Source organism: Streptomyces sp. NPDC024687 (assembly GCF_055559055.1).
The window spans coordinates 839,670-856,008 of sequence record NZ_JBVHLJ010000001.1 but is presented as its reverse complement, the minus strand read 5'-3'; the positions used below and the strand labels follow the sequence as shown (position 1 = coordinate 856,008).

Annotated in this window: 14 protein-coding genes; 10 read left to right on the top strand and 4 right to left on the bottom strand. The window is 69.7% G+C overall.

From position 1 onward, the window contains the following. Positions 1-93 precede the first annotated feature (93 nt). Positions 94-603 (top strand): pyridoxamine 5'-phosphate oxidase family protein, encoded by a 510-nt coding sequence (locus tag ACZ39I_RS03805; RefSeq protein WP_403666532.1) that lies wholly within the window; start codon positions 94-96, stop codon positions 601-603. Between the two features lie 40 nt (positions 604-643). Further along, complete coding sequence (locus ACZ39I_RS03800) at positions 644-1,078, top strand: VOC family protein (protein ID WP_467242606.1); 435 nt, start codon at positions 644-646, stop codon at positions 1,076-1,078. A gap of 57 nt (positions 1,079-1,135) precedes the next feature. On the opposite strand, the gene glnA is transcribed toward ACZ39I_RS03800, so the two are convergent. Then, a complete protein-coding gene (glnA, locus tag ACZ39I_RS03795) occupies positions 1,136-2,497 on the bottom strand; it encodes a type I glutamate--ammonia ligase (RefSeq protein ID WP_352383150.1) in 1,362 nt (453 codons plus the stop codon). Between the two features lie 339 nt (positions 2,498-2,836). On the opposite strand from glnA, the gene ACZ39I_RS03790 reads away from it, so the two are divergent. The 3 genes from ACZ39I_RS03790 (at position 2,837) to ACZ39I_RS03780 (ending at position 6,197) form a co-directional block, all read left to right on the top strand. After that, a complete protein-coding gene (locus tag ACZ39I_RS03790; RefSeq protein WP_467242602.1) occupies positions 2,837-3,499 on the top strand; it encodes a DUF3105 domain-containing protein in 663 nt (220 codons plus the stop codon). Between the two features lie 11 nt (positions 3,500-3,510). Beyond that, entirely contained in the window at positions 3,511-4,113 is a 603-nt protein-coding gene (locus tag ACZ39I_RS03785; RefSeq protein WP_467242599.1) for a DUF305 domain-containing protein, read from the top strand. A gap of 143 nt (positions 4,114-4,256) precedes the next feature. After that, complete coding sequence (locus tag ACZ39I_RS03780) at positions 4,257-6,197, top strand: S53 family peptidase (RefSeq protein ID WP_467242596.1); 1,941 nt, start codon at positions 4,257-4,259, stop codon at positions 6,195-6,197. Between the two features lie 243 nt (positions 6,198-6,440). Here ACZ39I_RS03780 and ACZ39I_RS03775 read toward each other — a convergent pair whose 3' ends face one another. Next, the gene (locus ACZ39I_RS03775) at positions 6,441-6,869 is read right to left on the bottom strand and encodes a hypothetical protein (RefSeq protein ID WP_467242592.1); all 429 of its coding nucleotides are present in this window, start codon (positions 6,867-6,869) and stop codon (positions 6,441-6,443) included. 146 nt (positions 6,870-7,015) lie between these two features. Here ACZ39I_RS03775 and ACZ39I_RS03770 point away from each other — a divergent pair, with 146 nt between their 5' ends. Beyond that, complete coding sequence (locus tag ACZ39I_RS03770; protein WP_467242589.1) at positions 7,016-9,058, top strand: NAD(+) synthase; 2,043 nt, start codon at positions 7,016-7,018, stop codon at positions 9,056-9,058. Positions 9,059-9,087: 29 nt separating this feature from the next. Here the strand turns inward: ACZ39I_RS03770 and ACZ39I_RS03765 are convergent, their stop codons facing one another. Both ACZ39I_RS03765 and panB read right to left on the bottom strand, forming a co-directional pair. Further along, positions 9,088-9,621, bottom strand: coding sequence for a VOC family protein (locus tag ACZ39I_RS03765; RefSeq protein WP_467242586.1), 534 nt, complete (start codon positions 9,619-9,621; stop codon positions 9,088-9,090). Between the two features lie 158 nt (positions 9,622-9,779). After that, positions 9,780-10,646, bottom strand: a complete 867-nt coding sequence (gene panB / locus ACZ39I_RS03760) for a 3-methyl-2-oxobutanoate hydroxymethyltransferase (RefSeq protein WP_393599326.1) — start codon at positions 10,644-10,646, stop codon at positions 9,780-9,782. A 205-nt stretch (positions 10,647-10,851) separates the two neighbouring features. Here panB and ACZ39I_RS03755 point away from each other — a divergent pair, with 205 nt between their 5' ends. The 4 genes from ACZ39I_RS03755 (at position 10,852) to ACZ39I_RS03740 (ending at position 16,246) form a co-directional block, all read left to right on the top strand. Then, positions 10,852-12,438 carry an MFS transporter gene (locus ACZ39I_RS03755; protein ID WP_467242582.1) on the top strand — a complete coding sequence of 529 codons (1,587 nt, stop codon included), beginning with the start codon at positions 10,852-10,854 and terminating at the stop codon, positions 12,436-12,438. 613 nt (positions 12,439-13,051) lie between these two features. Further along, positions 13,052-13,675: a TetR/AcrR family transcriptional regulator gene (locus ACZ39I_RS03750; RefSeq protein ID WP_467242580.1), complete on the top strand. Its 624-nt coding sequence runs from the start codon at positions 13,052-13,054 to the stop codon at positions 13,673-13,675. 197 nt (positions 13,676-13,872) lie between these two features. Beyond that, positions 13,873-14,922 (top strand): endonuclease/exonuclease/phosphatase family protein, encoded by a 1,050-nt coding sequence (locus tag ACZ39I_RS03745; protein ID WP_467242577.1) that lies wholly within the window; start codon positions 13,873-13,875, stop codon positions 14,920-14,922. Between the two features lie 103 nt (positions 14,923-15,025). Continuing rightward, positions 15,026-16,246, top strand: coding sequence for an MFS transporter (locus tag ACZ39I_RS03740; protein WP_467242574.1), 1,221 nt, complete (start codon positions 15,026-15,028; stop codon positions 16,244-16,246). Positions 16,247-16,339 lie beyond the last annotated feature (93 nt).

The following is a 16,339-nucleotide window of genomic DNA, read 5'->3' as shown; positions in this document are numbered from 1 at the left end:
TTGCCCCGCATTCGGGGAACGCCTTCGGCAGACTGGGGGTGTCGAGCCGGACCGCCGCGGTGGCCCGGGTGTTCCCGAGCCGGAGGCCCTGTGATGACCGAGATGGAACCCGAGACCCAGCTCGACCCGCGCTACAGCGATCCCGACGCGACCGCGCACGCCTGGGCCGACGCGGAGTCGCTGCTGGCCTCCGCCGAGCTGTTCTGGATCTCGACGGTACGACCGGACGGGCGCCCGCACGTCACGCCGTTGCCGGCGGTGTGGGCCCACGGGGCGCTGCACTTCTGCACCGGCCCCGAGGAGCGCAAGGCGAAGAACCTCGCGCACAACGCGCACGTGACGCTGACGACCGGCACCAACATCTGGGACAAGGGCTACGACCTGGTGGTGGAGGGCGAGGCGGTGCGGGTGTCCGACGACGCTCGTCTCCGGGAGCTCGCCGCCGCGTGGGAGGCCAAGTACGGCGATTTCTGGCGCTTCGAGGTACGGGACGGCTACTTCCATCACGGACCGGGACACGCTGTCGTCTATGCGGTGGCGCCGCGGACGGTTTTCGGCTTCGGCAAGGGACAGCCGTTCAGCCAGACGCGGTGGCGCTTCTGAGAACGGCCCTCTGTACAGACGTCGACAAGGGAGTCACGCCATGGACATGAGCCTCGAGGTCATCCTGTTGCCGGTCACGGACGTGGACCGCGCCAAGGAGTTCTACCGCGACAAGGTCGGTTTCCACGTGGCCCTGGACGGCGAGGTGATGGAGGGCGTCCGCATCTGCCAGCTGACCCCGCCCGGCTCGGGCTGTTCCATCGCCCTGGTGGACGGCCTCCAGGCCCCCACGGGAACCCCGCAGCCCGGCACGTACCACGGCATGCAGCTGTGTGTGACGGACGCGAAGGCGGCGTACGAGGAGCTCACCTCGCGTGGCCTGGACGTGAGCGAACCGGTGCAGTTCGCCCCGCAGGACGGCGCCACCTTCATGTACTTCAAGGACCCGGACGGCAACGGCTGGGCGATCCAGGAGTACAAGCGCAGGGAGACGGAGCCGCTGCACCAGGTACTGGCGAAGCTGGCACAGCAGTAGCCGACCGCCAGGGGCGCGGGGAACTGAGCGACAGTCCCCGCGCCCTACGGCGAAGCTCTACAGCACCGGCAGGTTCTTCCGCAGCTCGAAGGCGGTGACCTCGCTGCGGTACTCCTCCCACTCGCTCTTCTTGTTGCGCAGGAAGAAGTCGAACACGTGCTCGCCCAGGGTCTCGGCGACCAGGTCGCTGCGTTCCATCAGGGTGAGGGCCTCGCCCAGGTTCTGGGGCAGGGGCTCGATGCCCATGGCGCGGCGCTCGGAGTTGGACAGGGCCCAGACGTCGTCCTCGGCGCCCGGCGGGAGCTCGTAGCCCTCCTCGACGCCCTTGAGGCCGGCGGCCAGGAGGAGGGCGTACGCCAGGTACGGGTTGGCGCCGGAGTCGAGGGAGCGGACCTCGATACGGGCCGAGCCGGTCTTGCCGGGCTTGTACATCGGGACGCGGACCAGGGCCGAGCGGTTGTTGTGGCCCCAGCAGATGTAGGAGGGGGCCTCGCCGCCGGCGCCGGCGGTGCGCTCGGTGCCGCCCCAGATGCGCTTGTAGGAGTTGACCCACTGGTTGGTGACCGCGGAGATCTCCGCCGCGTGCTTGAGCAGGCCCGCGATGAAGGAGCGGCCGACCTTGGAGAGCTGGTACTCCGAGCCCGACTCGTAGAACGCGTTCCGGTCGCCCTCGAAGAGGGACAGGTGGGTGTGCATGCCCGAGCCGGGGTGCTCCGAGAACGGCTTCGGCATGAACGTGGCCTGGACGCCCTGCTCCAGCGCCACCTGCTTCATGACCAGGCGGAACGTCATGATGTTGTCGGCCGTCGAGAGCGCGTCGGCGTAGCGGAGGTCGATCTCCTGCTGGCCGGGGGCGCCCTCGTGGTGGGAGAACTCGACCGAGATGCCCATCGACTCCAGCATGGTGATCGCCTGGCGGCGGAAGTCCATGCCGATGTTCTGCGGGGTGTGGTCGAAGTAGCCGGAGTTGTCGGCCGGGGTCGGGCGTGAGCCGTCCAGCGGGCGGTCCTTCAGGAGGAAGAACTCGATCTCCGGGTGGGTGTAGAAGGTGAAGCCCAGGTCGGACGTGCGGGCCAGGGCACGCTTGAGGACGTACCGGGGGTCCGCGAAGGACGGGGAGCCGTCCGGCATGAGGATGTCGCAGAACATCCGGGCCGTACCGGGGGCCTCCGCGCGCCAGGGCAGGACCTGGAAGGTCGACGGATCCGGCTTGGCGATCATGTCGGATTCGTATACGCGGGCGAATCCCTCGATCGCCGAGCCGTCGAAGCCGATGCCCTCGTCGAAGGCCTGTTCCAGCTCGGCCGGGGCCACGGCGACGGACTTGAGGAAGCCCAGCACGTCCGTGAACCACAGGCGTACGAACCGGATGTCGCGCTCCTCCAAGGTCCGGAGCACGAACTCCTGCTGCTTGTCCATCTTCCGCTTCCCCATCCTTGCTGGTCAGGCCGCCTGTCTCCGTATCCCGCAGGAGGCGGTCGGGCACCTGAGCATCACACCACAACAGCATTTCGTGCGCGTTGCCGACCTTGATCGTCCCGGCGGCCCGGGAATGAACGCCTCACGTCCGGTGGATGTACTGCTCCGCTGCCCATCTTGCCTGCTCGGACTGACATACGTAATGCCCGGCCCGCCCCGTCTCACCCCGCGCCCCGGTTTCCTATGGCCTCCCTACGAGAAGTCACCCCCGCCCCACTACGATCAGCGGACCGATCGTCACCATCCGTCCCGCCCCTTTCCCCCAGAAGGACACACCTCATGGGTTCCGCCAAGAAGAGCACCGCCACGGCACGCAAGGCGCGCATAGAGGAGATGCGGCGCGCCGAACAGTCCCGCGAGCGCCGCAACCGGATCCTCACGATCGCCGCGAGTGTGGTCGTCGTCGCCGGTCTGGTCGCCGGCGGCATCGTGCTGGTGCAGTCGCAGTCCGACGACGACAGCACGGCGGCCGACGGCAAGGGCAAGGGGCACTTCGTCACGGGCTCGGACGGCGTGAAGACCTGGAAGGGCACGCTGGGCCGCAACCACGTCGTCAAGACCGTGAGCTACCCGATGGAGCCCCCGGTCGGCGGCGACCACAACCAGGTCTGGATGAACTGCAACGGCGACGTCTACACCAAGGCGCTCAACAACATGAACGCCGTGCACTCGCTGGAGCACGGCGCGGTCTGGGTGACGTACACCGCCAAGGCCAAGAAGGCGGACGTGGACGCGCTCGCGGCGAAGGTGAAGAAGACGCCGTACACGCTGATGAGCCCCGACGACAAGCAGAAGGACCCGATCGTGCTGTCGGCGTGGGGCCACCAGCGGACCGTGACGGGGGCGAGCGACCCGAACGTCGACAAGTTCTTCGAGAAGTTCGTGCAGGGCGAGCAGACGCCCGAGCCGGGCGCGGCGTGCACGGGTGGTCTGGGTCAGTGAGGTTCGCAGGAGTGGCCGTGGCCGTGGCGGGCGTGCTCGTCGCGGCCGGCGCGATCACCTACGCCGTGGCCGAGGACGGCGGCTCGGCCGACACCCCGTCCGCCGAGTCCGCGGACGCCGGTTTCGCGCGCGACATGGCCGTGCACCATCAGCAGGCCGTCGAGATGTCGTACATCGTGCGCGACCGTACCAAGGACGTCGAGGTGCGACGGCTCGCCTACGACATCGCGCAGACGCAGGCCAACCAGCGCGGCATGCTGCTGGGCTGGCTGGATCTGTGGGGGCTGCCGAAGGTGTCGGCGGATCCGCCGATGACGTGGATGGGCATGGGTGACATGCCGTCGGCCGGTGAGGGTTCGCTGATGCCGGGCATGGCGACCGACAGCGAGATGAAGAAGCTGGGCACGCTGAACGGCAAACAGGCCGAGATCCTCTATCTGCAGTTGATGACGGACCATCACCAGGGCGGCGTCCACATGGCGAAGGGCTGTGTGGACAAATGCACGGTCGGCGTCGAGAAGCGGCTCGCGCAGGGGATGGTCGCCGCGCAGCAGTCGGAGATCGACCTGATGGCGGGGATGCTGAAGGAGCGGGGCGCAAAACCCCGATCATAGAGGGTTAACCCTCGAACAAGCCTTTTTCATTAGGTTAATTGGGCTCTTCTTGGCATGCGCATTCCCCTTGCATGAACCGTTCGTCGCAAGAGTGGCCACACCGTCGAGTGATCACTCGCGACGAACCGCATCCAGGGGGTTCCATGAGATCCAACCGCGCCAAACTCCGCGCCGGGGTGAGCATGGCGGCGACGCTGCCGATGCTCGCGGGCGCGCTGGCGCTCGGTATACCCGCGGCCCACGCCGCGGACAGCCCGAACCGTGACACGCTGGCCGGGACCAAGCCCGCGTGGGCCACCGCCAAGGCCGACAAGGGCGCCACCGCGGACAGTTCCAAGGTCTCCGCCCGGGTCTACCTCGCCGGCAAGGACGCCACCGGGCTCGCCGCCTACGCGAAGGCCGTGGCCGACCCGAGCTCGGCGTCGTACGGCAAGTACCTGAGCGCACAGCAGGCGAAGCAGCGTTTCGGCGCCACCGCCGCCCAGGTCTCGGCGGTCAAGTCCTGGCTGACGTCCGCCGGACTGAAGGTCACGGACGTGACCGAGCACTACGTCGCCGTCAGCGGTGACGTGGCCGCCGTCGAGAAGGCCTTCGGGACCCAGCTGCACAACTACGCCAAGGGCTCGAAGACCTACCACGCCCCGGCCAAGGCCGCCTCCGCGCCGGCCGCCCTCGACGGTGCGGTCCTGACCGTCACCGGCCTGGACAACGCACCGCACAAGGCGAGCAGCAAGGACCAACTGCCGCCGCCGGACGCCGTGTTCAAGAACGCCGGGCCGTTCTCCTCGTACTACGGCTCGAAGACCGCGAGCACGCTGCCCGCGGCCTACGGCTCGAAGATCCCGTACGCGATCAAGGGCTACACGGGCAAGCAGCTGCGCGCCGCCTACAGTGCGGGCACGTACACCGGCAAGGGCGTGCGCGTCGCCATCACCGACGCCTACGCCTCCCCGACCATCGCCTTCGACGCGGCCACGTACGCGAAGAAGAACGGTGACGCCGCCTACACCAGCGGCCAGCTGAAGCAGGTCCTGCCGAAGAACTACACGAAGACCGAGGAGTGCGGGGCGGCCGGCTGGTACGGCGAGGAGACCCTCGACGTCGAGGCCGTGCACGCGGTCGCGCCGGACGCGAACATCACGTACGTGGGTGCCGCGTCCTGCTACGACGACGATCTGCTCGACTCGCTCAGCAAGGTCGTCGACAACCACCTGGCCGACATCGTCTCCAACTCGTGGGGCGACATCGAGGCCAACCAGACGCCGGATCTCGCGGCCGCCTACGACCAGGTCTTCCAGTTCGGCGCGGTCGAGGGCATCGGCTTCTACTTCTCCTCCGGCGACAACGGCGACGAGGTCGCCAACACCGGGACGAAGCAGGTCGACACCCCGGCCAACTCGGCGTGGGTGACGGCGGTCGGCGGTACCTCGCTGGCCGTCGGCAAGGGCGACAAGTACCTGTGGGAGACCGGCTGGGGCACCGAGAAGGCCACGCTGTCCGCGGACGGCAAGAGCTGGACCAACTTCCCCGGCGCGTTCACCTCCGGTGCGGGCGGCGGCACCAGCAAGACGGTCGCCGAGCCCTTCTACCAGAAGGGTGTCGTCCCGAACGCGCTCGCCACGGCCAACAACGCCGCGGGCAACCGTGTCGTCCCGGACATCTCCGCGATCGCCGACCCGAACACCGGTTTCCTGGTGGGGCAGACGCAGACCTTCCCCGACGGCTCGCAGCAGTACAGCGAGTACCGCATCGGCGGCACGTCGCTGGCCTCGCCGGTGATCGCGGCCGTGCAGGCGCTCGCCCAGCAGGCGCGGGGCGGCAAGGCGATCGGTTTCGCCAACCCGTCGATCTACGCGAAGTACGGCTCGAAGGCCTTCCACGACATCACGGACAACCCCACGGGGTCCGGACTCGCGGTGGCCCGCACCGACTTCGTCAACGGCTATGACGCCAGCGGTGGTCTGACCGTCTCGGTCCGCAGCCTCGGCAAGGACAGCTCGCTGTCCGCCGTCAAGGGCTACGACGACGTCACCGGCGTGGGTACGCCCGCGAACGGTTACGTGCAGTCGTTCGGCAAGCACTGATCCGGACGCGCGTCCACAGGGGTCCGGTCCCGGAGGTGAGAACCTCCGGGGCCGGGCCCTCGCGCATGTCCCGCCCGGCCAGGGCCCTTTTGATGGATCTCCGTGGAAGACGGAGCGGCGTTCGGTGCGTGCGATCGGCGTGCGGCGTTGAGGGTCATGTGGCGGAGCCACCTGGCCCTGCGCGCCGTGCGGTGAGCGTGCGTGCCGGGCGTCGCGACGCCGCGGAGATCCATCAGGAGGGCCCTAGCTCTCCGACACGCGGCCCGCTCCCTCGCGGCGGCCGGTCATCGCGTGGATCACGCAACCCGCCACCAGTACGAGCACCCCGGCGACGAGGAACGGAACAGGCGTGTACTCGTCGGTGCAGGACTGCCCGCCGGGCACCGCGTGGCACACCTCCCCCGGGCCGCCCCGGTTCAGGTACGCGAGGTAGAACAGCGGCAGGGCCACTCCCGAGACGCCGCCCAGGACAGCGCGTCGAGGTCCGCTGCGGAGCAGGAACACCGCGGCCACCGCGGCGAGTACGACGAAGGCCGCGCCCACCGTCAGGATCGCCGCGAGGCCGATGCCGGCGCACGCTCCCACCAGGAGCCAGGCCAGGAACCAGCCCCATCCCGCCGCACGGCCCGGGCCTTCATCTCGCGTGCCGCTCATGCCATTTATGCCGCTCATACCGTTCATTGAAGGCAAGGTCATGACAATCCGGCAAGGGGCATCAAAGGATCATGACCCGGCCAACACACAGACTTGGCTTCGGGCAGACCGTCCCGCACCGCGCAGGCCCCCTCCCCCATCGCGTCGCTCTGACGATTACACTGATGCCCGTGACTGCCTCGAACTTCTGGTCCATCTATCAGCACGGGTTCGCACGCATCGCCGCGTGTACGGGTCACACCGTCATCGCGGACCCGCCCGCCAACGCCGAAGCGGTACTGCGTCACGCGCGCCGGTGCTCCGAGGAGGGGGTCGCCGTCGCCGTCTTCCCGGAGCTGGGGCTGTGCGGCTACTCCATCGAGGACCTGCTCCTGCAGGACGCGCTGCTCGACGAGGTCGAGACGGCGCTCGCGGACGTGGTCGCAGGGTCGGCCGACCTGCTCCCGGTGCTGGTCGTCGGCGCCCCGCTGCGCCACCGCAACCGGCTCTACAACTGCGCGGTGATCGTGCACCGCGGCCGGGTCCTCGGTGTCGTACCGAAGTCGTACCCGCCCAACTACCGCGAGTTCTACGAGCGTCGGCAGATCGGCGACGGTGCCGACGAGCGCGGCGGCTCGATCCGGGTCGGCGGTGCGAGCGTGCCGTTCGGCGTGGACCTGCTGTTCGAGGCGGGAGATGTCCCGGGTCTCGTGCTGCACGCGGAGATCTGCGAGGACATGTGGGTGCCGGTGCCGCCCAGCGCGGAGGCCGCCCTCGCCGGCGCGACCGTCCTGGTCAACCTCTCCGGCAGCCCGATCACGGTCGGGCGGGCCGAGGACCGCAAGCTGCTGTGCCGCTCGGCGTCCTCGCGCTGCCTCGCCGCCTACGTCTACGCGGCGGCCGGACTCGGCGAGTCGACGACCGACCTGTCCTGGGACGGCCAGGCCATGGTCTACGAGAACGGCGTCCTGCTGGCGGAGACCGAGCGGTTCCCGCAGGGCGACGAGTACGCGGTGGCCGACGTGGACCTGGACCTGCTGCGGCAGGAGCGGATGCGGATGGGCACGTTCGACGAGAACCGGCGGACCCATCTCACACGCACCGGTGACTTCCGGACGGTGGCGTTCGAGCTCGACCCGCCGGCGGGTGACCTGGGTCTCAGGCGCCGTCTGGAGCGCTACCCGTTCGTGCCTGCCGACGCCGAGCGGCTCGCCCAGGACTGCTACGAGGCCTACAACATCCAGGTCGCCGGGCTCCAGCAGCGGCTCGCGGCGATCGGCGGCCCGAAGGTGGTCATCGGTGTCTCCGGCGGCCTGGACTCCACGCACGCGCTGATCGTCGCCGCCCGCGCGATGGACCGGGCCGGCCGGCCGCGCAGCGACATCCTGGCCTGGACGCTGCCCGGCTTCGCCACCAGCGACCACACCAAGTCCAACGCCCACCGTCTGATGCGTGCCCTCGGCGTCACCGCGGCCGAGCTGGACATCACGCCGACCGCTCGGCTGATGCTCCAGGAGATGGGCCACCCCTTCGCCTCCGGCGAGCCGGTGTACGACGTCACCTTCGAGAACGTCCAGGCGGGCCTGCGCACCGACTACCTGTTCCGGCTGGCCAACCAGCGCGGCGGGATCGTGCTCGGCACCGGTGACCTCTCCGAGCTGGCGCTCGGCTGGTCCACGTACGGCGTGGGCGACCAGATGAGCCACTACAACGTCAACTCGGGCGTGCCGAAGACGCTGATGCAGCATCTGATCCGCTGGGTCGTCAGCAGCGAGCAGTTCGACGCGGAGACCGGTGAGATCCTCACCGCGATCCTCGACACCGAGATCAGCCCGGAGCTCGTACCGGGCGAGGAGATGCAGTCCACCGAGTCGAAGATCGGGCCGTACGCGCTGCACGACTTCACGCTCTTCCATGTGCTGCGCTACGGCTTCCGGCCTTCGAAGATCGCCTTCCTGGCCTGGCACGCCTGGCACGACGTCGACGCCGGGGCGTGGCCCCCGGGCTTCCCCAAGGACAAGCGCGGGACGTACGACCTGCCGGAGATCCGGCGCTGGCTGGAGGTGTTCTGCCGCCGCTTCTTCGCGTTCGCGCAGTTCAAGCGCTCGGCCATGCCGAACGGACCGAAGGTCTCGGCGGGCGGTTCCCTGTCACCGCGCGGTGACTGGCGGGCCCCGTCGGACAGCTCGGCGAAGGCTTGGCTGCGGGATCTGGAGCGGTTCGACTAGGCCGGTGGGAGGGCGGGCGGCTACGGAGGTCAGCCGTCCGTCATGACCGGTGCGCTGCTGCGCCCGCTCCCCCGCCCGGTCATCTCGGCGTCGAAGGTCTCCTGCGCCACCTTCATCGCCTCCACGTACTCCGGCATCCTCAGCCGTTTCCACATCTCCTCCTCGGCAACGTCCTCGACCTGGGCGACCACCCACCAGATGTTGCCGAAAGGGTCCTTGATCCGGCCGCCACGCTGCCCGAAGGCGCTGTCTCCCAGGGACGTGACTACGTGGGCGCCGGCCGCGACCGCCCGGGAGAAGGCCTCGTCCGCGTCCGTGACGAAGACCCGCAGCAGGCTCGGCATGACCGGCCAGTCCGCGCGCCGGTCGAAGGCCAGGACGACCGTGTCGCCGATCCGGATCTCGCCGTGGCCGATCGATCCGTCTTCGGTGGCCACCCTGCTGAGCTCGTCGCCTTCGAACACCTCGGTGACGAAGTCGAGGAAGGCTCCCGTGTCGTCGGTCACGACCCAGGGCGCGACGGTGGTGTAGCCCTCGGGCGCGGCGCTGGTCTGCTCGGACATGTCGGCTCCTTCGCTCACGTCGGCTGTCTCGACGACCGTAGGCACCCAATAGGCATGTTCCTGTCCTAAAGCCTGTTCTGGATGCGGAACGCCCCGCCGACGGGGGAAGATCGGCGGGGCGCTGTGGTGCCGCTGTGGCTCTGGCGGGCCTTAAGGCCCTAGTGGACGGAGTGCTCGTCCAGCGGGAACGTGCCGCCGACGACGTCCTCCGCGAAGGCCTTCACCGCGTTGCCCATGACCTCGCGCAGGTTGGCGTACTGCTTGACGAACTTCGGGACCCGGCCGCCGGTGAGGCCGAGCATGTCGGTCCAGACGAGGACCTGCGCGTCAGTCTCCGGTCCCGCGCCGATGCCGACCGTCGGGATGTGCAGGACCCGGGTGACCTCGGCCGCGAGCTCCGCCGGGACCAGCTCCAGGACGACGGCGAAAGCGCCCGCGTCCTGGACGGCCTTCGCGTCGCGCAGCAGCTGCTGGGCCGCCTCCTCGCCGCGGCCCTGGACGCGGTAGCCCATGGCGTTGACGGACTGGGGGGTCAGACCGATGTGGGCCATGACCGGGATGCCGGACTCGACAAGGAGACGGATCTGCTCGTGGGAGCGCTCGCCGCCCTCCAGCTTCACGGCGCCGACGCCGGCCTCCTTGACCAGCCGGGTCGCCGAGCGCAGCGCCTGCACCGGGCCCTCCTGGTAGGAGCCGAAGGGCAGGTCGCCGACGATCAGGGCGCGGGAGGTGCCCCGTACGACGGCCGCCGACAGCATGGTCATCTCGTCCATGGTGACGGGCACGGTGGTCTCGTAGCCGAGGTGGCAGTTGCCCGCCGAGTCGCCGACGAGCATCACGGGGATGCCGGCCTCGTCGAAGACGGAGGCGGTCGTCGCGTCGTAGGCGGTGAGCATGGGCCACTTCTCGCCGCGTTCCTTGGCGAGGGTGATGTCCCGGACGGTGATGCGGCGAGTGCCCTTTCCCCCGTACAGCGTCTTGCTGCCGTCGGAGGGCTTGGTGTGGGCAGCCGAAAGCTGCGTCATTGCAACGGCTCCTTACGTCATCTCGAGGCGCCCTCACGGCGTCCCCGGATCACGTCCATGGTGGCACCTCCTCCCGGTCAGGGCCAGAGGTGGTCGGTGTGACCGTTCAGGCACGGCTCGGACGGCCGCCAGGATGAGTAAGAGCTGGGTAAATAATTAACGATACGAGACGGTACCGTATCGTAATGGGGTTAGTCTCGGAGGCATGACTACCGCAGCCCCTGACTCCCGGGTACCGGAGGCGGTGCACCGGCGCCGCTGGGCGATCCTCGGTGTACTGATGCTGAGCCTCCTGATCGTGGTGCTCGACAACTCCATTCTGAACGTCGCGATCAAGACGATCTCGACTCCCGCGCCGACCGGCCTGGGCGCCACCCAGAGTGAGCTGGAGTGGGCGATCAACGCCTACACCCTGGTCTTCGCCGGTCTCCTGTTCACCGCGGGCCTGCTCGGCGACCGGCTGGGCCGCAAGAAGGTGCTGCTGGGCGGGCTGTTCGTGTTCGGCGCCGGTTCCGCCCTCGCCGCGTTCTCCGACTCGCCGAACCAGCTGATCGCCTTCCGCGCGCTGATGGGCCTCGGCGCCGCGTTCGTCATGCCGGCCACGCTCGCCGTCCTGATGAACGTGTTCGAGCGCGAGGAGCAGCCCAAGGCCATCGGCATCTGGGCGGGTGGCGTCGGGCTCGCCATCGCCATCGGGCCGATCACCGGCGGTGTGCTGCTCGACCACTTCTGGTGGGGCTCGGTCTTCCTCATCAACGTGCCGATCGTGGTGCTCGCACTCGCGCTGATGCTGTGGCTGGTACCCGACTCGCGCGACCCGAACCCGGGCCGTCTCGACCCCGTCGGTGTCGTGCTGTCGGTCATCGGACTGGTCCTGCTCGTCTACGGCATCATCAAGGGCGGTCAGCTCGCCGACTTCACGGACGCGACGGTGCTGGCCACCATCGGTGCCGGTCTCGCGGTGCTCGTCGCGTTCGTCGTGTTCGAGAAGCGCAGCGACCATCCGTCGATCGATGTCACCTACTTCAAGAACAAGGTCTTCTCGGCCGCGATCGGTGCCATAGGGCTGGTGTTCTTCGCGCTGATGGGCGTGACCTTCTTCTCGGTCTTCTACACCCAGAGCGTGCGGGGCTACTCGCCGCTGCAGACCGGTCTGCTGATGCTCCCGCTGGCCGCCGCGCAGCTGATCTTCGCGCCGCGCGCCCGGCTGGTCGTGGATCGCTTCGGCAACCGGGCGACGACGACCGGGGGCATGCTGCTGATCGCCGCGATGCTGTGCGCGTTCGCCGCGCTGGAGGCGGACACGCCGATCTGGCTCCTCGAGGTGATCTTCTTCCTCATGGGCACCGGCATGGCGCACATCATGACGCCGACCAGCGTCGTCATCATGCAGGCCCTGCCGCGCGAGAAGGCCGGCTCCGCGTCCGCCCTCAGCAACACCTTCCGGCAGGTCGGCGGCGCGCTCGGCATCGCCGTCCTCGGTTCGGTGCTCTCCACGGCCTACCGCAACGGCATCGAGTCCCACCTGGGCCAGGTCCCGGCGGGCGTACGGCACACCGCGGGCGAGTCCATCGAGGCCACTCTCGGCGTCGCCGCGAAGCTCGGCCCCCGGGGCGACGCCCTGGTCGGCCCGGCCAACGACGCCTTCCTCCACGCGATGCACGTCACCGCGCTGTGGGGAGCGGGCGTGGCCGTGGTGGGCGCGGTAGTGGTGGCGCTGTACCTGCCGGGCCGCCCGAAGGAACCTCAGCAGGGCCAGGAGGAAGAGAAGTTGGTCCCTGCGTCGGAGTGACCTGACGAGCCTGACCCCCGGGCCGGCCAACTGGCCCAGGGGTCTGGGGCGGTGGGGCCGGACGGGACTACCGGGCAACGGCTGTAGCTGCAGCAGGACACCAGGAGTCACCGGCACCGGGCGAACGGCCGGGAAAAGCGGTGCCGAAGAGACCGGAGGCGGGTGTGCGGGACGGGACGACGGGACAGCGGCAGCGGCAGCGGCAGCGGCAGCGGCAGGACGCCAGCCCAGCCACCGGCACGGGGCAAAGGGCCCGAGGCGGCGGTGCCGGACGGGACTACCGGGCAACGGCTGTAGCTGCAGCAGGACACCAGGAGTCACCGGCACCGGGTGAAGGGCCGGGAGCAGTGGCGCCCCGAGGGAGTGACGCCGGGGAAACCTGAGGCAGCGGTGCGGGACGGGACGACCGGACAACGGCAGCGGCAGCAGCAGCGGCAGCAGCAGCAGGCGGGCGCCCGACGCCACCCGCACCGGCGACGACCAAAAACCACCTGCACCGCGCAGAAGCCCCAGCCGCCCCCACCACGCGGCCCCGGCCCAACCCCGGCCCCCTGCACCGCCGTAGACCGTAGACCAGGGAGAATCACCCATCCCACAGAGAGGACCAGGCGACGTGAGCGGCCTCGCGGAGGGTCAGGCCAGGCAGTCGGGGGCCGTACGGGGGCGGCCCCGCAGTGAGGCCGTGGAGCGGTCCATCATCGAGGCCGTCATCAAGCTGCTGGAGGACGGCGTGCCGCTCGCCGAGCTGTCCATCGAGCGCATCGCCCGGACCGCGGGCGTCGGCAAGGCCACCATCTACCGCCGCTGGAGCGGCAAGGAGGAGCTCTTCGTCGACGTCGTGCGCACCGCCGAGCCCCCGGACGCCGAACTGCCCGGCACCTCGATGCGCGACGATCTCGTGGCGCTGCTCGAGCAGTTGCGGCAGCGCGGGCTGATGACCCGTTCCTCGGCGCTGCTGCACAGTGTCTTCGCCCAGATGAAGAGCAGCCCGAAGGTGTGGGACGCCTACCACACGCTCGTCGTCGCGCCCCGGCGCCGCAGACAGATCGCCATCCTGCGCCGGGGACAGGCCAACGGCGAGCTCCGCACGGACATCGACGTCGAGCTGGTCAACGACCTGATCGTCGGCCCCATGCTGTTCCGCACCATCATGCAGCCCAACGCCGACCTGCTGGAGGGCCTCTCCGAACAGATCGTCGACACCGTCCTCGAAGGCCTACGCCCCGTCAGTTCCTAGTGTGCGCGTTTCGTCACAGAGGGCGCTTTCCGAGCCGCAGCAGGGAACTCGGGAAGCCGACTTGTACGTCAACGCCCCCGTACGGTCGTCATGGGACGACGAGAGAGAACCCGAACATCCCCTAGGGTCGTACGGGGCGTCTGGCGCCCCACGGCAACGGGGTGAACGGTGTGCACGGCAGGTAGTGAGGCGACGGTATGGCGCAGCAGGCATACGTGACGGAGACGGCGGACGGCGGCTCGGGACCCGAACGCCAGAGAGACCGGCTCCGGCGCCTGCTCGGCCGCCCGCTCTCCGGCTGGCGCGGTGATCGTCGGATCTGGCGCCGCGGTGTCGTCCTGGCCGCCCTCGCGCTGCTCATCGCCCTGGTGATGCTGCTGCACGCGCAGATCCCGAACGCCGTCGGCAACCTGGGCAGTCTCACCGAGACCTTCCTGCCGTGGCTCGGCGTGTTCGTCCCGGTGCTGCTCCTGCTCGGTTTCCTGCGCAGGTCGGCGACCGCGCTGATCGCGGTGCTGCTCCCGGCGGTCGTGTGGCTGAACCTCTTCGGCGGGCTGCTCTCCGACAAGTCCGCCACCGGCGGCGACCTCACGGTGGCCACCCACAACGTCAACGCCGACAACCCCGACCCGTCCGGCACCGCCCGGGACGTGGCCGCCTCCGGCGCGGACGTGGTGGCCCTGGAGGAGCTGACCGCCTCGGCGGTGCCGGTGTACGAGAAGGCGCTGGCGTCGACGTACAAGTACCACGCGGTCGAGGGCACCGTCGGGCTGTGGAGCAAGTACCCGCTCAGCGGCGTGAAGCCGGTCGACATCAAGCTGGGCTGGACCCGTGCGATGCGCGCCGCGGTGGCCGCCCCGGACGGACAGGTCGCGGTGTACGTGGCCCATCTGCCGTCCGTGCGGGTGAAGATGGCGGCCGGCTTCACCGCCCGGCAGCGCGACAAGAGCGCCGACGCGCTGGGCGAGGCCATCGCCGACGAGAAGCTCTCCCGGAAGATCCTGCTCGGCGACCTCAACGGCACGATGAACGACCGCGCGCTCAACGCCGTCACCTCCCAGATGCGCTCCACGCAGGGCGCGGCGGGCAGCGGCTTCGGGTTCAGCTGGCCGGCGTCGTTCCCGATGGCGCGGATCGACCAGATCATGGTGCAGGGCGTGGAGCCGTTGAGCTCGTGGACGCTGCCCGCGACCGGCAGCGACCATCTGCCGGTGGCGGCCCGTGTGAACCTCGCCACCTCGTCGTAACCCGCCGGACGTCCCTTGGAATACCGGGCCCGGGAGTATTTGTTCCGTACTTGAACATACACTCGTACGGAACTCCGCTCTCCCCTGAAAGGCTCGGCTCTTCATGCCCTTGGCCCTGCTCGCTCTGGCCGTCGGCGCTTTTGGTCTCGGCACCACCGAATTCGTGATGATGGGCCTGCTGCCCGATGTCGCGGACGACCTCGGCATCTCGATCCCGACCGCCGGACATCTGGTGTCCGCGTACGCGCTGGGCGTGGTGATCGGCGCCCCGCTGCTCGCCGCGGTCACCGCCCGGATGTCCCGTCGCGTGGTCCTCATCGGCCTGATGGGACTGTTCGTGGCCGGCAACGCGCTGTCCGCCTTCGCCCCCGACGAGCACTGGCTGCTCGCGGCCCGCTTCCTGAGCGGGCTGCCGCACGGTGCCTTCTTCGGGGTGGGCGCGGTCGTCGCCACCGGCATGGTGGCACCGGAGCGCAAGGCCCGCTCGGTGTCCCTGATGTTCCTCGGCCTGACCCTCGCCAACATCGCGGGCGTGCCCGTCGCCACCCTCATGGGCCAGCACCTGGGCTGGCGGGCGACCTTCCTCGGCGTCAGCGCGATCGGCCTGGCGGCGATAGCCTCCCTGGCGCTCCTCATCCCGCGCGACCACGCACACGCCCCCGCGGTGGGCCTGCGCCGCGAACTGGTCGCACTGAAGTCGCTGCCGGTCTGGCTGGCGCTCGGCACGACGGTCGCCGGCTTCGGCGCGCTGTTCGCCGCGTACAGCTACATCACGCCGATGCTCACGGACGCGGCCGGTTACGCGGGCTCCAGCGTGACGCTGCTGCTCGCCCTGTTCGGGGTGGGCGCGACGGCGGGCAACCTGGTCGGCGGACGGCTCGCCGACCACTCGCTGCGCGGCACCCTGTTCGGCGGCCTGACCGCGCTGGTCGTGGTCCTGGCCCTGTTCCCGGTGCTGATGTCCACGCAGTGGAGCGCGGCGGTGGCGGTCGTCCTGCTGGGCACGGCGGCCTTCGTCACCGGCTCGCCGCTCCAGCTGATGGTCATGGAGAAGGCGTCCGCCGCCCCCTCCCTGGCCTCCTCCGCCAACCAGGCCGCCTTCAACCTGGCCAACGCCGGCGGCGCCTGGATCGGCGGTCTCGCCCTGGCCGCGGGCCTCGGCGCGACGTCCCCGGCCCTGACGGGCGCCGCCCTGGCGGTGCTCGGCCTCGGGGTCGCCGCGGTGGCCGCGGTCGTGGACCGGCGGCGCGTGGCCGTCCCGGCCGGCCGCGAGCGCGTGGTCGCGACCCATCTGCCGGAACACGCGGAGGCCGTACGGCACTGAGCGGCCGTACGACGAGAAGGGGCGCCCGGTGAACGCCGGGCGCCCCCCTTTTTTGTGCTCTGTCGGTGGGCTGTAGGTCCCTGTAGGCGGCCT

What these genes read in the sequence shown, in the direction of transcription:
- ACZ39I_RS03805 (WP_403666532.1), top strand. Translation starts at nt 94, where the DNA reads ATGACCGAGATGGAACCCGAGACCCAGCTCGACCCGCGCTACAGCGAT.
- ACZ39I_RS03800 (WP_467242606.1), top strand. Translation starts at nt 644, where the DNA reads ATGGACATGAGCCTCGAGGTCATCCTGTTGCCGGTCACGGACGTGGAC.
- glnA (WP_352383150.1), bottom strand. Translation starts at nt 2,497, where the DNA reads ATGGACAAGCAGCAGGAGTTCGTGCTCCGGACCTTGGAGGAGCGCGAC.
- ACZ39I_RS03790 (WP_467242602.1), top strand. Translation starts at nt 2,837, where the DNA reads ATGGGTTCCGCCAAGAAGAGCACCGCCACGGCACGCAAGGCGCGCATA.
- ACZ39I_RS03780 (WP_467242596.1), top strand. Translation starts at nt 4,257, where the DNA reads ATGAGATCCAACCGCGCCAAACTCCGCGCCGGGGTGAGCATGGCGGCG.
- ACZ39I_RS03775 (WP_467242592.1), bottom strand. Translation starts at nt 6,869, where the DNA reads ATGAGCGGCATAAATGGCATGAGCGGCACGCGAGATGAAGGCCCGGGC.
- ACZ39I_RS03770 (WP_467242589.1), top strand. Translation starts at nt 7,016, where the DNA reads ATGCCCGTGACTGCCTCGAACTTCTGGTCCATCTATCAGCACGGGTTC.
- ACZ39I_RS03765 (WP_467242586.1), bottom strand. Translation starts at nt 9,621, where the DNA reads ATGTCCGAGCAGACCAGCGCCGCGCCCGAGGGCTACACCACCGTCGCG.
- panB (WP_393599326.1), bottom strand. Translation starts at nt 10,646, where the DNA reads ATGACGCAGCTTTCGGCTGCCCACACCAAGCCCTCCGACGGCAGCAAG.
- ACZ39I_RS03755 (WP_467242582.1), top strand. Translation starts at nt 10,852, where the DNA reads ATGACTACCGCAGCCCCTGACTCCCGGGTACCGGAGGCGGTGCACCGG.
- ACZ39I_RS03745 (WP_467242577.1), top strand. Translation starts at nt 13,873, where the DNA reads ATGGCGCAGCAGGCATACGTGACGGAGACGGCGGACGGCGGCTCGGGA.
- ACZ39I_RS03740 (WP_467242574.1), top strand. Translation starts at nt 15,026, where the DNA reads ATGCCCTTGGCCCTGCTCGCTCTGGCCGTCGGCGCTTTTGGTCTCGGC.